This window comes from Phycicoccus flavus, assembly GCF_004025965.2.
Lineage (GTDB): Bacteria > Actinomycetota > Actinomycetes > Actinomycetales > Dermatophilaceae > Phycicoccus > Phycicoccus flavus.
This window is the reverse complement of the sequence record NZ_SAYU02000002.1, coordinates 22,162-37,897: the sequence shown is the minus strand read 5'-3', so window position 1 is coordinate 37,897 and position 15,736 is coordinate 22,162. Positions and strand designations below refer to the sequence as shown.

The 15,736-nt window shown below is 74.1% G+C and carries 12 protein-coding genes; 6 read left to right on the top strand and 6 right to left on the bottom strand.

From position 1 onward, the window contains the following. The first annotated feature begins 92 nt into the window (after positions 1-92). Genes EPD83_RS01310 through EPD83_RS01290 form a run of 5 tightly spaced genes read left to right on the top strand, consistent with a single transcriptional unit; the run spans position 93 to position 5,232 of the window. Entirely contained in the window at positions 93-1,340 is a 1,248-nt protein-coding gene (locus EPD83_RS01310) for a DegT/DnrJ/EryC1/StrS family aminotransferase (RefSeq protein ID WP_205859367.1), read from the top strand. After that, a complete protein-coding gene (locus EPD83_RS01305) occupies positions 1,337-2,458 on the top strand; it encodes an ATP-grasp domain-containing protein (RefSeq protein ID WP_128365125.1) in 1,122 nt (373 codons plus the stop codon). The genes EPD83_RS01310 and EPD83_RS01305 overlap by 4 nt, the downstream gene beginning before the upstream one ends. Next, positions 2,455-3,342 (top strand): NAD-dependent epimerase/dehydratase family protein, encoded by an 888-nt coding sequence (locus tag EPD83_RS01300; protein WP_128365126.1) that lies wholly within the window; start codon positions 2,455-2,457, stop codon positions 3,340-3,342. Before EPD83_RS01305 ends, EPD83_RS01300 begins: the two co-directional genes overlap by 4 nt. Then, the gene (locus tag EPD83_RS01295; RefSeq protein WP_128365128.1) at positions 3,332-3,946 is read left to right on the top strand and encodes a sugar transferase; all 615 of its coding nucleotides are present in this window, start codon (positions 3,332-3,334) and stop codon (positions 3,944-3,946) included. The genes EPD83_RS01300 and EPD83_RS01295 overlap by 11 nt, the downstream gene beginning before the upstream one ends. Then, positions 3,943-5,232, top strand: coding sequence for a glycosyltransferase (locus EPD83_RS01290; RefSeq protein ID WP_128365130.1), 1,290 nt, complete (start codon positions 3,943-3,945; stop codon positions 5,230-5,232). The genes EPD83_RS01295 and EPD83_RS01290 overlap by 4 nt, the downstream gene beginning before the upstream one ends. Here EPD83_RS01290 and EPD83_RS01285 read toward each other — a convergent pair. The 5 genes from EPD83_RS01285 to EPD83_RS01265 all read right to left on the bottom strand — a co-directional run bounded on the left by EPD83_RS01285 (position 5,219) and on the right by EPD83_RS01265 (position 12,642). Beyond that, positions 5,219-7,057 carry an N-acetylmuramoyl-L-alanine amidase family protein gene (locus EPD83_RS01285; protein WP_128365132.1) on the bottom strand — a complete coding sequence of 613 codons (1,839 nt, stop codon included), beginning with the start codon at positions 7,055-7,057 and terminating at the stop codon, positions 5,219-5,221. The genes EPD83_RS01290 and EPD83_RS01285 overlap by 14 nt on opposite strands. 224 nt (positions 7,058-7,281) lie before the next feature. Then, positions 7,282-8,895: an O-antigen polysaccharide polymerase Wzy gene (gene wzy / locus EPD83_RS01280; RefSeq protein ID WP_128365133.1), complete on the bottom strand. Its 1,614-nt coding sequence runs from the start codon at positions 8,893-8,895 to the stop codon at positions 7,282-7,284. Positions 8,896-8,907: 12 nt separating this feature from the next. Next, entirely contained in the window at positions 8,908-10,368 is a 1,461-nt protein-coding gene (locus tag EPD83_RS01275) for a polysaccharide biosynthesis protein (protein ID WP_128365135.1), read from the bottom strand. Further along, positions 10,365-11,468: a glycosyltransferase gene (locus EPD83_RS01270; RefSeq protein WP_128365137.1), complete on the bottom strand. Its 1,104-nt coding sequence runs from the start codon at positions 11,466-11,468 to the stop codon at positions 10,365-10,367. Before EPD83_RS01270 ends, EPD83_RS01275 begins: the two co-directional genes overlap by 4 nt. A gap of 229 nt (positions 11,469-11,697) precedes the next feature. Further along, on the bottom strand, positions 11,698-12,642 hold the full coding sequence (locus EPD83_RS01265) for a beta propeller repeat protein (protein ID WP_165566127.1): 945 nt from the start codon (positions 12,640-12,642) through the stop codon (positions 11,698-11,700). A 163-nt stretch (positions 12,643-12,805) separates the two neighbouring features. On the opposite strand from EPD83_RS01265, the gene EPD83_RS01260 reads away from it, so the two are divergent. Beyond that, entirely contained in the window at positions 12,806-15,016 is a 2,211-nt protein-coding gene (locus EPD83_RS01260; RefSeq protein ID WP_128367466.1) for an NADP-dependent isocitrate dehydrogenase, read from the top strand. 37 nt (positions 15,017-15,053) lie between these two features. Here the strand turns inward: EPD83_RS01260 and EPD83_RS01255 are convergent, their stop codons facing one another. After that, complete coding sequence (locus EPD83_RS01255; protein ID WP_164896537.1) at positions 15,054-15,710, bottom strand: TetR/AcrR family transcriptional regulator; 657 nt, start codon at positions 15,708-15,710, stop codon at positions 15,054-15,056. Positions 15,711-15,736 lie beyond the last annotated feature (26 nt).

Below are 15,736 nucleotides of genomic sequence, written 5' to 3'. Positions count from 1 at the left end.
GCGGACCCGCGACCGGAGGGTAGGTTGTCCGGGCGGCAGCGGCCGCCGAGGGCCACGGCCCGAGCGACGACACGATGCAAGGAGACCCGCCCGTGACCTCGGGGAGCGACGGAGCCACCGGCACCTCACCGCGTGCCGTCCCCTTCTCCCCTCCCGACATCCGGGAGGAGGACATCCGGGCCGTCGTCGACGTGCTGCGCTCCGGGTGGATCACGAGCGGACCGGTCGGGCGCACGTTCGAAGGCGAGCTCGCGGCCGCCACCGGCGCGGACGGGGCCCTGCTCGTCAGCTCGGCGACGACGGCCCTCGAGACCGCGCTGCGCCTACTGGGCGTCGGCCCGGGCGACGAGGTCGTCACGACCGCCTACACCTACTCCGCGTCGGCCGCCGTCATCGCCCACGTCGGGGCCGACATCCGGCTCGTCGACACCGCGCCCGGCGGCTTCGCCCCGCGGGTGGAGGACGTCCTCGCCGCCGTCACGCCGCGCACCAAGGCGGTCGTCACCGTCGACCTCGGCGGGGTGCTGTTCGACCACGAGGCCCTGGCGGCCGCCCTGGCCGGGCGGCCGGACTTCACCCCGGCCGGGCCTGTGCAGGAGGCCCTCGGCCGGGTCGCCGTCGTCGCCGACGCCGCGCACTCCCTCGGCGCCGTGCTGCGCGGCGGCCGCTCCGGGTCGCTGGCCGACCTCACCGCCTTCTCCTTCCACGCGGTCAAGAACGTCACGACGGGCGAGGGCGGGGCCCTGCTGTGGCGTGCCCCGGACGGCGTCCCCGCCGACGACCTGCGCGCCCGGGCCCGCCTGCTGACCATGCACGGGCAGACCAAGGACGCGCTGGCCAAGACCCGGCTCGGCTCGTGGGAGTACGACATCGCCGAGCTCGGGCACAAGTGCAACCTGCCCGACGTCCTCGCCGCGCTCGGCCTCTCCCAGTTCCGCCGCTACGAGGAGCTGCTGGAGCGCCGGCACGCGGTCGTCGCCCGCTACGACCGACGGCTGGACGGCACGGGCATCACCTCCCTCGTCCACACCGGCCCCGACTTCCGGTCCTCCGCGCACCTCTACCTCGCGCTCCTGCCGAGCTCCGACGTGGCGGCCCGCAACGCCGTCATCGAGGGCATGGCCACCGACGGGATCGCCGCGAACGTCCACTACAAGCCCCTCCCCCTGCTGTCGGCCTACCGCACGCTGGGCTTCGACCCGCAGGACGTCCCGAACGCCATGGACGTCTACGGCCGCGTCGTCAGCCTGCCGCTGCACACCCTGCTCACCGACGACGACGTCGACCGGGTCGCCGCGTCGCTCGTGCGGCACGCGGCGGGACCCGCGCCCGCCGCATGAGCGGGCGCACGCTCCTCGTCCTCGGGGCCGCGGCGGTCCAGGAGGACGCCGTGCACGCCGCCCGGGCGCTCGGCCTGAACGTCCTCGTCTGCGCCCGCGCCGCCGACGGACCCGCCGCCGCCGCGGCCGACGAGTTCCTGGCGACCGACATCCTCGACGTCGACGCCCTCGAGCGGCTCATGCGCGAGCGCTCCGTCGGGCTCGTCTACTCCGTCGGGTCCGACCTCGCGATGCCCGTCGTCGGCGAGCTCGCCGCCCGCCTCGGCGTTCCCGCCCTCGCCCCCCGCGAGGTGGCCGCGACGTGCAACGACAAGGGCGCGATGCGGCGGGCCCTGGCCGGCACGCCGGCCGCCCTGCCCTTCCAGGAGCTGCGCGCCGGCGAGCCCGTGCGGCGCTCGGTCCCCCTCCCCTGCATCGTCAAGCCGGTGGACGCCCAGGGCCAGCGCGGCGTCTCGCTCGTCACCGACGAGGACCGGTTCGCCGCGGCCGTCGAGGCCGCCCGCGCCCACTCGCGCACCGGTGGCGCCATCGCCGAGCGCTACGTCGGCGGGACCGAGATCTCGGTCAACGGCTACCTCGTCGACGGCTCGCTGGTCTTCGTGCTCGCCTCCGACCGGGTCGTGTGGCCGCAGTACACGGGCCTGATCCACAAGCACGTCGTCCCCGCCACGACCGTGTCGGCGGGCGGGCCCGGCACCGGGCGGGCCGTCGCCGACCTGCTCGCGGCCGTGTGCGCGCGGATCGGGATCACGCAGGGCCCGGTGTACGCGCAGATGAAGGTCGAGGACGGCGTGCCGCACGTCGTCGAGGTCACCCCCCGGCTGGACGGCTGCCACATGTGGCAGCTCATCCGGCTCGCCACGGGTATCGACCTGCTCGACGTCACGCTGCGCCACCTCGTCCTCGACGAGCCCCCGGCCATCGGCCCCGCTCCCGCCCCGCACCCCGTGGAGCTCGAGTTCGTCTGCCAGGAGCCGGGCTCGGCCGCCCCCGTCATCGAGCCCCTCCCCGGCGACCTCGTCACCCGGTCCTACTACCGTCCCGGGGACCTCGTCCGGCCGGTCAACGGCCGCCACGAGAAGATCGGCTACCGGGTGCGCGAGGTGGCCCCCGCATGAGCCGGGTGGCGGTCACGGGGGCGAGCGGCCTGCTCGGCCGGCACGTCGTGCGGGCGCTGGGCGGCGCCGGGCACGACGTGCTCCCGCTCTCGCGCGGCGGGCACCGCCCACACGACCCGGCGGGCCTCGTCGCCACCGACCTCTCCGCGGGGCACCTGACCGACCTCCTCCGCGGCACCGACGTCGTCGTCCACCTGGCGGCCGTGCGGGGCGGGCCCGGCACCCTGGCGGACTTCGCCGTCAACGCCGACCTCACCGACACCGTGCTCACCGCCGCCGTCGCCGCCGGGGTGCCCGCGGCGGTCCTCGCCTCGAGCATCTCGGTGTACTCCGAGGCCACCACGCGGCCCTGGCGCGAGGACGACGACGCCGTGCCGGCCAACGCCTACGGCCTCTCCAAGCTCGCCGCCGAGAAGGTCGGTGCCCGGGTGGCCGCCGAGAGCGGCCTGCGGGTGACGAGCCTGCGGCTGGGTCACCTCTACGGGCCGCTGGAGGACAACGACTACCTCGTCAACCGGTTCTTCCGCCTGGCCCTGGAGGGCCGTCCGCTGCGGGTCACCCCGCCGTCGGATAACCGCCGGGAGATGCTCTACGTCGAGGACGCCGCACAGGCGTGCCTCGCGGCGGTCGGCGCCGGCGTCGACGGGCCGGTCAACGTCCCGGGCGGGGAGCGCCGGAGCAACCACGAGGTCGCGCAGGACGTCGCCGCCGGCTTCGGGACCGGGTCGCCGGTGGAGGTCGACACCGCGCTCACCGACACCGTCCGCCCGACGGCGCTGGACGGCACCCGGGCCCGCGAGGTGCTCGGCTACGTCCCCCGGTGGCGGATGGTCGACGCGTGCCGGCAGGTCCACGAGGTCATGGAGGTCGCCCGTGAGGACTGAGCAGGGCGTCGGGCCCTCGAGGTACACCCGGACCGGCAAGCGCGTCGTCGACGTCGCGGTGTCGCTGCTCGCGCTGCCGGTCGTCGCCGTCGTCGCGGTGCCGGTGGGCATCGCCATCAAGCGCGAGGACGGCGGCCCGGTCCTCTACCGGTCCCGCCGGGTGGGGCTCGGGATGCGCGAGTTCGACATGTACAAGTTCCGGACCATGGCGGTGGCCGCGCCGGACATCCGCAACGCGGACGGCTCGACCTTCAGCTCGGACACCGACCCACGGGTCACCCGGGTGGGCGGGCTGCTCCGGCGGACCAGCCTGGACGAGCTGCCGCAGTTCCTCAACGTCCTCCTCGGCGACATGTCCCTCGTCGGACCCCGGCCCTCCCCCACCGGGAACCGTCACCTCTACCCCGACCACTACCTGCGCAAGTTCGACGTCCGTCCCGGCATCTCCGGGTACAACCAGTACCTCCTGCGGAACTCGGCCACCCGCGAGCAGCGGTTCGCCAACGACCTCTTCTACGTCGACCACGTGAGCGCCCGGCTCGACGCCACCATCCTCCTCGGCACCGTCCGTGCCGTGCTGCGTCGCGAGAACATCAACCGATGACCGCCGGCCCGCCCGCGGGGGACGCGCCCGCCCGGGACTGTCTCGTGCTGTACACGAACTACTTCCCCTACCACCGCGGCGAGGAGTACCTCGAGGCCGAGCTGCCGTTCCTCCTCGAGCGCTTCCGCCGGGTCGTGCTCGTCCCGGTGATGTACGAGACCGGCATGACGCGCAGCCGGGCGGTCCCGTCCCGGGTGGACGTCGTCGCGGTCGACATGCCGAGCGGACGGCCGGCCCGTGCCGGGCACGTGGCCCGCCACGCGGCGACGGCCGCGCGCACCGGCCTCCTGGCGGGCGCCGCCCGGCCGACCTCCCCCCGGGCCTTCCTCTACGACCTCTACTTCACGACCCGGGGGCTGGAGTTCTGGCGCCGCTCGCACCGGGCCGTGCTCGAGGCGGTCGGGGACGCCACCGACGTCGTCGTCTACTCGTACTGGCTCTACGTCACTGCCTTCGAGGCGGTGCTGCTGCGCCGCGCCCTCGGCGAGCGGGTCGCCCTCGCCGTCTCGCGGGCGCACCGCTACGACGTCGTCAAGGAGGTCAACGCGGTCGGCTTCCTCCCGCAGCGCCGACTCCTCCTGGAGGGCCTGGACCGGGTCCACCCGGTGTCCGACCAGGGGCGCGACTCCCTCGTCGACGACGTCCCCGACCTCGCCGACCGGGTGACGGTCCGGCGGCTCGGGGTCGCCCCGCCACTCGGGCGCGGACCGCGCACCCTGCGGCCCCGGCTCGAGGTCGTCTCCTGCTCCTCGCTCAAGCCGGTCAAGCAGGTGCCCCTGCTCCTGGACGCCCTGGCCCTGCTGCACGGGCGGGGCGTGCCGGTCCGCTGGACGCACTTCGGCGGCGACGGCGCCGCGCTGGACCGGCTGCGCGAGGCCGCCGGGCGCGCCCTGCCCGCGGACGCCGTCGCCCTGCGGGGACACCTCGCCAACGCCGAGGTCCTCGAGCACTACGCGAGCGCACCGGTGTCGGTGTTCGTCAACGTCTCGACCTCCGAGGGGGTCCCGGTGTCGGTCATGGAGGCGATGGCGCACGGCGTCCCGGCGGTCGCCACCGCGGCGGGCGGGACCGGGCAGCTCGTCACCGACGGCCGGGACGGCCGGCTGCTGCCGGTCGACGCCGACGCGGTGGCCGTCGCCGACGCCCTCGAGGACGTGTGGCGGCTCACGCCGGCCGCGTACGGCCGTCTCGTCGAGCAGGCCCACACGACGTGGGCCACCGGCTGGGCGACGACGGCGGTGTACCCGGAGTTCGCCGCCGCCCTGGCCGGGGTCAACGGCTCTTGACGCCCACCTTGTAGCTCTGGAACGTGTACCACTTGCCGCCGATGGAGGCCCGGCCGATGACCGAGGTGCCGGTGGTCTTGCGGTAGTAGTGCCAGGTGCCGTCGGAGTAGAACCAGCCCTTGACCATCGCGCCGTCGGTGCCGAAGTAGTACCAGTTGTCGTTGATGTTGCGGTAGCCGCGGTAGTACTTCTTCGGGCCCGGGATCGAGTAGTAGGTCTTGCCGTCCGGCGCCTGTCCGAACTTGCGCGAGGAGTAGTAGGTGTACGTGCTGCTCCAGCGGTGGTAGTCCCAGGAGTCGCCGGCCCAGCGCCAGCCGTCGAGGACGAGCACGCCGGTCTTCGGGTCCAGGTAGTGCCAGCGGTCGCCGACGAACTGCCAGCCCGTGGCCTTGGTCCCGGACGTCGTGCGCAGGTAGTACCAGCTGCCGTCGATCTTCTGGAAGCCGGTGGCCATCGAGGCGGTCTGGGTCTCACGGAAGTACCGGGTGAACCCGTCGACGGTGTACCAGCCGCGGGCGTAGTCCTTCGGGCCCGCGAGCGACATGAAGGTCATCCCGTTCTCGACGTAGAGCTGGTCGATGCACCGTCCGTCCCGCCGGCAGTAGTTCCAGCTCGACCGCCCCAGGGTGGGCTCGTAGACCGACTGCCAGCCGTTGCGCACCATGTAGCCGGTGCTGGGGATGAAGTAGTACCAGGCGCCGTCGATCCGCTGCCAGCCGCGGGTGGCGGTCGTGAAGTGGTCGTAGACCGCCGAGCCCGCGCCGAAGTACTTGTCGCGCTCGGCGAGGACGGACTGCCACGTCGCGGCGCTCACCGACCCCCGGTTCTCGTCGATGTAGTAGGTGGTGCCGCCGATCGACTGCTGGCCGAAGAGGGCGTACCCCGCGGAGGTGAAGTAGTACTTCTTCCCGTCGATCGTGCTCCAGCCGGTCGCCTTCGAGGTCGAGCCGGTCCGGTAGGTCCAGCGGCCGGCGGCCGGGTCGAAGGTCCAGCCCAGCTCCACCGCGGCGCGGGAGGTGCTCGAGCCCCAGGTCCACATCTGGTCCAGCGGGAAGCGGGCCGCGGAGTACACCTGGAGGCGGTGCAGGTCGGTGGCGTGCAGGGTCCGGCGGGTGACCCGCGCGGACGCGGTGAGCGAGGAGGGGTCCGAGGCGTCGGCGATCTGGAAGTACCCGTCCGACATCACCTTGGTGACGAAGCCGACGTGGCTGACCCGCTTCCAGATGGGGTCGCCGTTGGCGTCCTTCTCGGGGTAGGCGTGCCAGAAGAGCGCGTCGCCGACCTCGACGTTGGTGAAGTCCGGCCGGGCGGCGAACCAGTAGCCGTGGTCGTAGGCCCACTCCGCCAGCTGGCTCGCGACGAGGCGCCGGTTCACCGTCCGGTTCGGCTCGGTGAGGGTGGAGAACGGCATCGTCGAGCCGAAGGTGGAGTAGTTCTTCGACACCGACGGGGTGTAGACGCTCGTCCCGTACGTGATGCCCTCGAGGACCGCCTGCTCGAAGGAGGAGCAGTCGATCTCGAAGCGGCCGGTGGAGTCGGCCACCGGGCGGGAGCCGTACTTGAAGAGGTTCTCCGTCGGGCCGTAGGTGAACCGGTCGCGGTGCGCGACCCAGTCGTCGACGAGGGTGTCCAGCCGCGCGATCGACGCCGACGAGTTCGTCACGGACTTCAGCGGTGCACCGAACTGCTCGGTGACGACCGAGCGCTTGTCGACGAAGACCGTCGTCGTGGCACGGGCCGTCGTCGAGGTGGCGAGGGCCGCAGCGACGAGGAGCGCTGAGACGACGAGGCCGCGGACGACCTTCTCCGGGGTCTTGGTGTGCATCGGGGTGTCTCCGGGGGTGGGGCGGTCCGTCCGGCCGGGCCGGACGGGTGGCGCCACCGTCGACGGACGGCGGCGCCGTGCTTCACTTGCGGTCGCACTCCCTGCAGGTGGTCCCACACACGCTTGCTGGTGTCCGCGAACGGACGTTGAGCAGGCTAGTCGACCCCACGCGCCCGGCACGCAACATTGGACGATTCCGCCACAGCGGCCCCGCGGAGGCGGGCTCAGCCCCCCGACGGGGGCGACGCCATCCGGGCCGACGGCTGGAGACTGCGCGCGGGCCTCGGCCCCGACGGGTCCGCACCGTGCGGCCGGTCCGGCCCGTCCTCCCGCTCGGGGGCGTGCCGGGAGCCCGCGGGCCGGCGCCGGCCCCGGTCGCGCGCCGCCACCCCCCGGACGACGCCGGTGAAGAGCACGGCGAGCCAGAAGTGCGGGAGCAGCGCGGGCACGAGGAACCCGGTCGCACTGCCCCGGGCGACGAGGAAGACGTCGGGGAGGATGACGAGCAGGACCGCGGCCCGCAGCCAGCTGCGGGTGTACCCGACGCCGAGGAACATCGCCAGGGCGCCGAGGAGGAGGCTGGCCGACAGCACGAGCGGCCAGCCGCCGTCGACGTAGGTCTCGACGACGTACGACGACCCCGAGCCGCGGCCGTCGAGGTAGGCCTGCCCGTAGAGGTAGTACGAGAAGGCGTGCGAGAACTCGTGCCCGACCGTGGCGTGCCGCACGGTGTTCCCGCCGAGCGGCTCCGCGCCGAGCAGCACCTGGGCCGGCTTGCCGAAGAGCACGTAGTCGGTGACCGGACCGAGCGAGTAGTGCTTGTCCGCGTGGTCGGGCAGCCGGTCGTAGAGCTCGACGCCGCGGGAGACGACGCTGTAGGACACCGACTGCGAGTACACGAAGTCGGTCACCGGGTCGAGCCCGGTCGTGCTGCTCTCGCCGAACCGTGAGTAGCTGAGCGCACCCAGCCCCGCCATCCCGGCCGGGAGCGCGACGAGCAGCGCCACGACGACCGCCAGCGGGACCCGGAGCCGGACCCCGCCCTGGAGCCGCCAACGCAGCAGCGAGTACGCGACGACGAGGACGACCGCGCCCATGAACGGGGTCCGCAGCCCCATGGCGAGCTGCGGGAGCGTCGTGAGGAGCTGGAGGCCGAGGACGAGCAGGTAGGAGCGGTCGCGGGGGAACTGGGCGAGGTAGCAGGCCACCATGCCGTACGACGTCGCGCCGAGGACGTCCACGACGGCCGGGAGAGCGCTGCTGTAGGAGGTGTAGTACTCGGCGTAGGAGTGCGAGCGGACGAAGAGGTAGGCCTCCGTCGCCGAGGCGAGGGACACCGCGAGGGTGAGCAGGGTCGCGGCGAGGAGGACCCGGCGGGCCCGGGTGCTGCGCAGACCCGGCCGGCGCCGGTCGGTGACCGGGGTGGCCTGCCGCCAGTGCGCGATGACCTCGACCCCGACCCGGATCCCGACGAGGCTCAGCGCCAGGAGCCAGAGCGCGACGGGGGCGCCGCGGCTCTCGACGGCGCTCGCGAACGGGATGTCGGCGAGGGTGGAGATGACGGGGTTGGCCAGGAGGAACAGCGCGAAGGCGAGGTGCAGGCCGATCACCGCGAAGCTCGAGCGCCAGCGGCCGATGACCGCGACGACGTTGCCGAGCCACAGGAGGCAGACGCCGACGACCTGGACCGGGTAGCCCCACGAGGGGTCGCCGGACGCGCTGTCGCCGACGGCCGTGACGAGCAGCAGCTGGAGGCCGAGGACGGACAGCACGAGCGAGGCCACCCGGAGCCGGCGGTGGACCCGCGGCGACGCGTCACTGATCTCGACCGCTCGCATCCGCACCTCCTCTCAGCCCTGCACCGTGGGTGCCGGCCCGCCCCGCCCGGTCGGCCGCGCGGACCGGGCCAGCCGGAGCACCAACTTTGTCACCATCGCGCGGCACCACCAGAGGTAGCCGCCCCAACAGACTGCCAGGGCCGCCCACGGGAGCCAGCCGAACCGGCCGCTCGTCGCGAGGACGAACAGGACCGACACGACGAGCTCGGCCGCGGTGCGGGGGCGCCGCGCGAGCCCCAGGGCGCGCGTGGTGAGCCGCTCGAGCACCAGCGCCCGGCCGACGACGGCGACGGTCACGGTGAGGACGGTGGCGAGGACACTGTGCAGCACGAGGACGGCGAACGCCGCGAGACCCGCCGCGCCGAGCAGCGAGGCGACGTTGACCGCCGCGAGGGACCGCTCGCGGCGCAGGCCCTGGAGGAAGGGGATGGCGAAGAGGCGGGTGCGGCTCTCGAAGACGACGACGGGGAGCATGGCGCCGAGGAAGGCCGGCAGCAGCGTGTACCGGGGCAGCCACCAGCCGACGGCCCAGGCCATCGGGAGGTAGGCGAGCAGTGACAGCACGAGGCCCGGCATCACGAGGTCCAGGCCCCGTTGGTAGATGGCGGGCAGCCGCTCGGCGGGCTGGCGGCGGATGTTCGGCAGGACGGCGAGGCTCACCGGGGTGACGACGGTGAGGACGATGTTGACGAGGCTGAAGGCGAGGGCGACCTGCGCGAAGGCCTCGATCCCGAAGCCGCGCTCGGCGGCGAACCGGCCGACCGCGGTGACGAGGACGGTGGCGATCGCGGCGATGCTCACGAAGATGCCTCCGCGGAAGGACTCGCGCAGCTCGTGGAGGCTCTCGCGCGCGGGGAGCGCCCGGACGAAGACGAGGCCGCGGGCGCGCACGAGCGTGTAGCCGAGGCCGACGACCCGCCCGGCGACGTCGGCCAGGAGGATGCCGACGAGCCCGGTCCTCCCGAGCGAGAGCAGGACCACCACCACGACGAGGCCGACGAGGCGCTCGAGGACGAGCGAGGTCGCCATGAGCCCCGGGCGGTTGGCCGCCTGGTAGGTGAAGGTGAGCAGGGAGCGCACGAGGTAAGCGACCGTGGAGGCGCAGGCGAGGGCGACGGCCGCCGCGGCACGGCGGTCCGGGACGAGCGCCCAGACGACGGCCGCCGCGATGCCCAGGGTGGTGCCGGCGAGGACCAGGAGCGCCCGGACGTGACCGGTGACGACCCGCGCCGGGACGTCCTCCAGGCGCGAGCCGCTGTACCGCAGGAAGATCCCGTCGGCCAGCCCGAAGCTGAGGTAGCCGAGGTACGTCGCGTAGAAGAGGTACAGCTGCCAGTAGCCGTAGTCCGCGATGGAGACGTAGCGGGGCAGGATGACGACGAGGACGGCGAGCAGCGCGCTGCCGGCGACGTTCCCGCCGACGAGCTGGGCCGCGCTGCGCTCGAAGCTCTCCCGGCGGGGACGCCCGCTCACGGGGTCGCCCAGGGACCCGCGATGGCGGCGAGCAGCTGCTCCCGGCCGGCCGCGGCGTCGTACGGGCCGCCGCGCAGCGGGTTGGCGCCGGCCGGGCGCTCGTGCCCGGCCACGAGCCCGTCGACGAGGTCGCCCCAGGCGTCGGCCGAGGACTCCAGCGGGGCGAACCGGACGGTGCCCCCGGCGTCGACGTCGGGCGACACCCGGTCCGAGACGAGGCACGGCAGCCCGGCCGCCTGCCCCTCGAGCACCGTGTAGGGCAGCCCCTCGAACCGCGAGGGCAGGATCATCAGGTCGGCCGCCTGCAGCACCCGGGGCACGTCCGAGCGCAGGCCGAGGAGGCGCACCCGGTCCTCCACCCCGAGCCGCCGCGCCTCGGCCTCGATCTCGGGGCGGCGCTCCCCGTCGCCCACGAGCAGGAGGACGGCGTCCCGCCCACGGGCGGTGAGCGCGGCGACCAGGCGGACCCCGTGCTCGTGGTTCTTCTCGATCCCGAACCGGGCGACGTGGACGAGGGCGAGGGTGCGCTCCCCGAGCCCGAGGGCGGCTCGCTGCTGCGCGCGGACCCGCGGGTCGAAGGTGAAGTCCTCGACGTCGAAGATGTTCGGGACGAGGCGGTAGGGGCCACCGCCGTAGAACCAGCGCGCGGCCACGGCGGAGCAGGCGAAGCGGCGGTTGGCGGCGAAGCGCAGCAGCCGCCGGTTGACCGGGTGCAGGACGGCCGCCACCCAGGTCCCCATGTTCCGCGTCGAGTGGCTGTGGATGATCCGGACCGGGACCCCGGCCCGGCGGGCCAGGCTCAGCGGCGCGAGGGTGTTGAGCACCGTCTGGTGCGACCAGACGGCGGCGAAGTCGACCTCGTCGTAGAGGGCCCGGAGATCGCGGCGGTTGCCGAGCGGGGACTGCGAGCGGGGCCGGATGGTGACGATCCGCCCGCCCATGGCGGTGATCCGGTCCGCGTGGGCGAGGTTCGGCCGGTCGGCGAGGAAGACCCACTCGAAGTCGTCGGCCAGGGCGGTGAAGGCACTGAGGATGAACGACTCCTTGCCCCCCGGGTTCGCCGTCATCCCGGTGACGAGGAGGCGCGGCCGAGGACCCACGCGCGTCTCCTCTCGCTTCGTCGGTACGCGGCCGCGGTGGCCCGCGGCGCCGCACGGAGGCGTCCGCCTCGGGGCCGGGCGCGGCGGCGGCCGCGCCGGGGGACGGGCCGTCGCCGGGCCCGCCGGGCAGCATACGGTTCCCCGCCCCTGGCCCCGCGGCCGACACGGGGGACGCGGCCCGCCCGGCGCCGGCCCGCCGGCTCAGCGCAGCCGGCTCAGCGCAGCCGGCTCAGCGCAGCCGACTCTCCGTCGCGGTCCAGTCCGCGCCGGCGTCCGCCCGGCGCAGGACGGTGTCGCCGACGACGAGCCAGTCGCCGTCGGCCGTCGCCGCGATCGCGACCCGGCCGGGCTCGGGGTCGGCGTCGACGCAGGTCCCGGAGGCGCTGCGCCCGTCGCCGTCCACCGGGACGACGAGCACCCCGTCGCAGCCGTCGGTGCTGCTGGCGACGAGCCCCGTCCCGTCCCCGCGCAGCCCGAGCGCGAGCAGGCCGCGGACGGTGTAGCGCCTCGTCCAGGACTCCCCCGAGTCGTCGGTGCTGCGGACCGCGCCGCCGGCGCAGGCGACGAGGGCGTCGGTGTCGTCGAGCGGCGCGAGGTCCAGCACGTCCCGGCGGCCGCAGGGTCGGACGACGGTGTCGACCGCCGTGTGCACCGCGCGGGCGTCGTCGGGGACCCGGGACCAGGCCTTGGCCACGGTGTCGGACCCCCAGGTGCCCCCGGCGTCGACGGTCCCCCACAGGCTGAGGTCGCACGCCTCGTCGCCACCGGTGAGGAAGGCCTCGGTGCCCGAGGAGGCGCGCACCCGCACCGCGGAGCCCGGCGCGTCCGAGCGCGACCACGACCCGCCGCCGTCGGTGGTCACCCACACCTCGGCGGGGTCCTCGCAGGCCTCGGTGCGGGCGACCCAGGCGGTCCCGCCGTCGACGGCGGCGAGGACGACGCGCAGCGGCTCGGCGGCCACGGCGGACCCGGAGGTCGACGGGCTCGGGTCGGCCGTCGGGGAGGCCGGCGGGCGGGCCGGCGCGGCGTCGGACGAGGACTCGGCCCCGGGCAGCCCGGCGCGGGAGGCGACGTCGTCGAAGGACGCGGGCCGGAACGCCCAGGTCACGAGCACGACGTCGACCACGGCCAGCGTGACGACGCCTGCGACCGCCAGGCCCCTGCCTCGCTCCACCACCGAAGGATCACAGACCGGCGTCCGAATCGGAACCCCCGCCCGGAGTACGGGCCCCCGGACGCCCACCCGGCAGCCCGCGCGGGCTGTCCCCGGCCGGTCGACTCCGGTAAGATTTCTCTTGACGTCAAGATATCCGCGACGAAGGAGCGACGACACCCCCATGGCGACGATCATCTACACCCTCACCGACGAGGCCCCGATGCTGGCCACCTACTCGTTCCTGCCCGTCGTCCAGGCCTTCGCCTCCCAGGCCGAGGTCGCCGTCGAGACCCGCGACATCTCCCTGGCCGGCCGCATCCTCGCCCAGTTCCCGGAGCGCCTCACCGACGAGCAGCGCATCGGGGACGCCCTCGCCGAGCTCGGCGACCTCGCGACGACGCCGGACGCGAACATCATCAAGCTGCCGAACATCTCCGCCTCGATGCCGCAGCTCAAGGCCGCGGTCCGCGAGCTCCAGGGCCAGGGTTACGACCTGCCCGACTACCCGGACGAGCCCTCCACCGACGAGGAGCGCGACGTCCGCGCCCGCTACGACAAGGTCAAGGGCAGCGCCGTCAACCCCGTCCTGCGCGAGGGCAACTCGGACCGGCGCGCCCCCGACGCGGTGAAGAGCTACGCCCGCAAGCACCCGCACTCGATGGGCGAGTGGTCCGCCGACAGCCGCACCCGCGTCGCGACGATGGGCGCCGACGACTTCCGCACCAACGAGCAGTCGGTCGTCCTGGACGCCCCCGGCACGCTGACCGTCCGCCACGTCGCCGCCGACGGCACCGAGACCGTCCTCAAGAACGGCCTCACGGTCCAGGAGGGCGAGGTCGTCGACGCCACGGTCATGCACGTCGCCGCGCTCGAGGCGTTCCTGCGCGAGCAGATCGCCGCGGCGAAGGCCGAGGACGTGCTCTTCTCCGTCCACCTCAAGGCCACGATGATGAAGGTCAGCGACCCCATCGTCTTCGGCCACGTCGTGCGGGCCTTCTTCCCCGACGTCTTCGCCCGCCACGGCGAGGAGCTCGCCGCCGCCGGCCTGTCGCCGAACAACGGCCTCGGCGGCATCCTCGACGGCCTCGACGCGCTGGAGAACGGCGCCGAGATCCGGGCCGCCGTCGAGCAGGGGCTCGCCGACGGGCCGCGCCTGGCGATGGTCAACTCCGACAAGGGGATCACCAACCTCCACGTCCCGAGCGACGTCATCATCGACGCCTCGATGCCCGCGATGATCCGCACCTCCGGCCACATGTGGGGCCCGGACGGCGAGGAGCACGACACCCTCGCCGTCATCCCCGACTCCTCCTACGCCGGCGTCTACCAGGCCGTCGTCGAGGACTGCCAGGAGCACGGCGCCTTCGACCCGACGACGATGGGCTCGGTGCCCAACGTCGGCCTCATGGCGCAGAAGGCCGAGGAGTACGGCAGCCACGACAAGACCTTCGAGATGACCGCCGCCGGGCGGGTCGAGGTCGTCGACGCGGGCGGCGCGGTCCTCATGAGCCACGACGTCGAGGCCGGCGACATCTGGCGGGCCTGCCAGACCAAGGACGCCCCGATCCGCGACTGGGTGGGCCTGGCCGTCACCCGCGCCCGCGCCACCGGCTCGCCCGCGGTCTTCTGGCTCGACGAGACCCGGGCCCACGACCGGAACCTCATCGCCAAGGTCGAGGCCTACCTGCCCGACCACGACACCGAGGGCCTGGACCTGCGCATCCTCTCCCCCGTCGACGCCGCGAAGCTGTCGGTCGAGCGGATCCGCCGCGGCGAGGACACGATCTCGGTCACCGGCAACGTCCTGCGCGACTACAACACCGACCTCTTCCCCATCCTCGAGCTCGGCACGTCGGCGAAGATGCTCTCGGTCGTGCCGCTGATGAACGGCGGCGGGCTCTTCGAGACCGGCGCCGGCGGCTCGGCGCCCAAGCACGTCCAGCAGCTCGTCGAGCAGGACTACCTGCGCTGGGACAGCCTCGGGGAGTTCCTCGCTCTCGCGGAGTCCTTCCGGCACGAGGGCGAGCGCGGCAACGCCCGCGCCCAGGTGCTCGGCGACGCCCTCGACCGCGCCACCGGCACCCTGCTCGAGGAGGACAAGTCCCCCTCGCGGAGGATCGGGTCCACCGACAACCGCGGCAGCCACTTCTGGCTCGCCCGCTACTGGGCCCAGGAGCTCGCCGCGCAGACCGAGGACGAGGCCCTGGCGCGGACCTTCGCCCCCGTCGCCGAGGCCCTCGTCGAGCACACCGACGCCATCGAGGGCGAGCTCGTCGCCGTCCAGGGCAACCCCGCGGACATCGGCGGGTACTACCGCCCGGACGGGGACAAGGCCGCCGCGGTGATGCGCCCGTCGGAGACCTTCAACGGGATCATCGACCCGCTGCGCTGACCGGCGCCGGGGGGCGACGCGACCGGTCCGCCGGGGCTCAGCCCCGGCGGACCAGCCCGTCGAGGATGAGGTCGAGCACGAGCTCGAAGCTGCTCTCGGTGCGTCCGCCGAGGTGCTCGTGCACGTGCGCTACCGTCAGCGGATGGGTGTCGGCCGACACCGAGGCGAGGAAGACCGCCACCCGGTCGGCGAGGTCGTCGGCCGGGAAGGCCATCGCCTGCTCCTGCAGGGTGTAGCCGATGACGTGGTTGTTCACCGCGTGGAAGCCGTGGTGGGCGGTCTCGGGGTCGAGCCCGCTGCGGGCCAGCACGGCGAGCAGAGCCTCCATGTGGTCGACGCGCTCCGGCCCGGGGAGCGACTCCAGCCACAGCGGGGGCGCCCAGGGGTGGCGCACGAAGGCGGCCCGGGTGTCCAGGGCGTGCGCCCGGACGGCGGCCATCGGCGGCAGGCCGGGGTCCGGGGGCGGCACCTCGGCCGCGACGGCGTCGACCATGAGCGCGAGCAGCTCGTCCTTGGACCGCACGTGGTTGTAGAGGGCCATGACGGCGAACCCCAGCCGGTCCGCGAGCCGCCGCATGGACACCCCCGCGGTGCCCTCCGCGTCGGCCATGGCCACCGCGGCGGCGAGGACGGTGGCCCGGTCCAGGGGCGTCCGTCCGCCGGGACGGTGGCGTGCCTCCTCGCGTCGAGCCACCGGGCTCCCTCCGTCGTCGGGCCTTG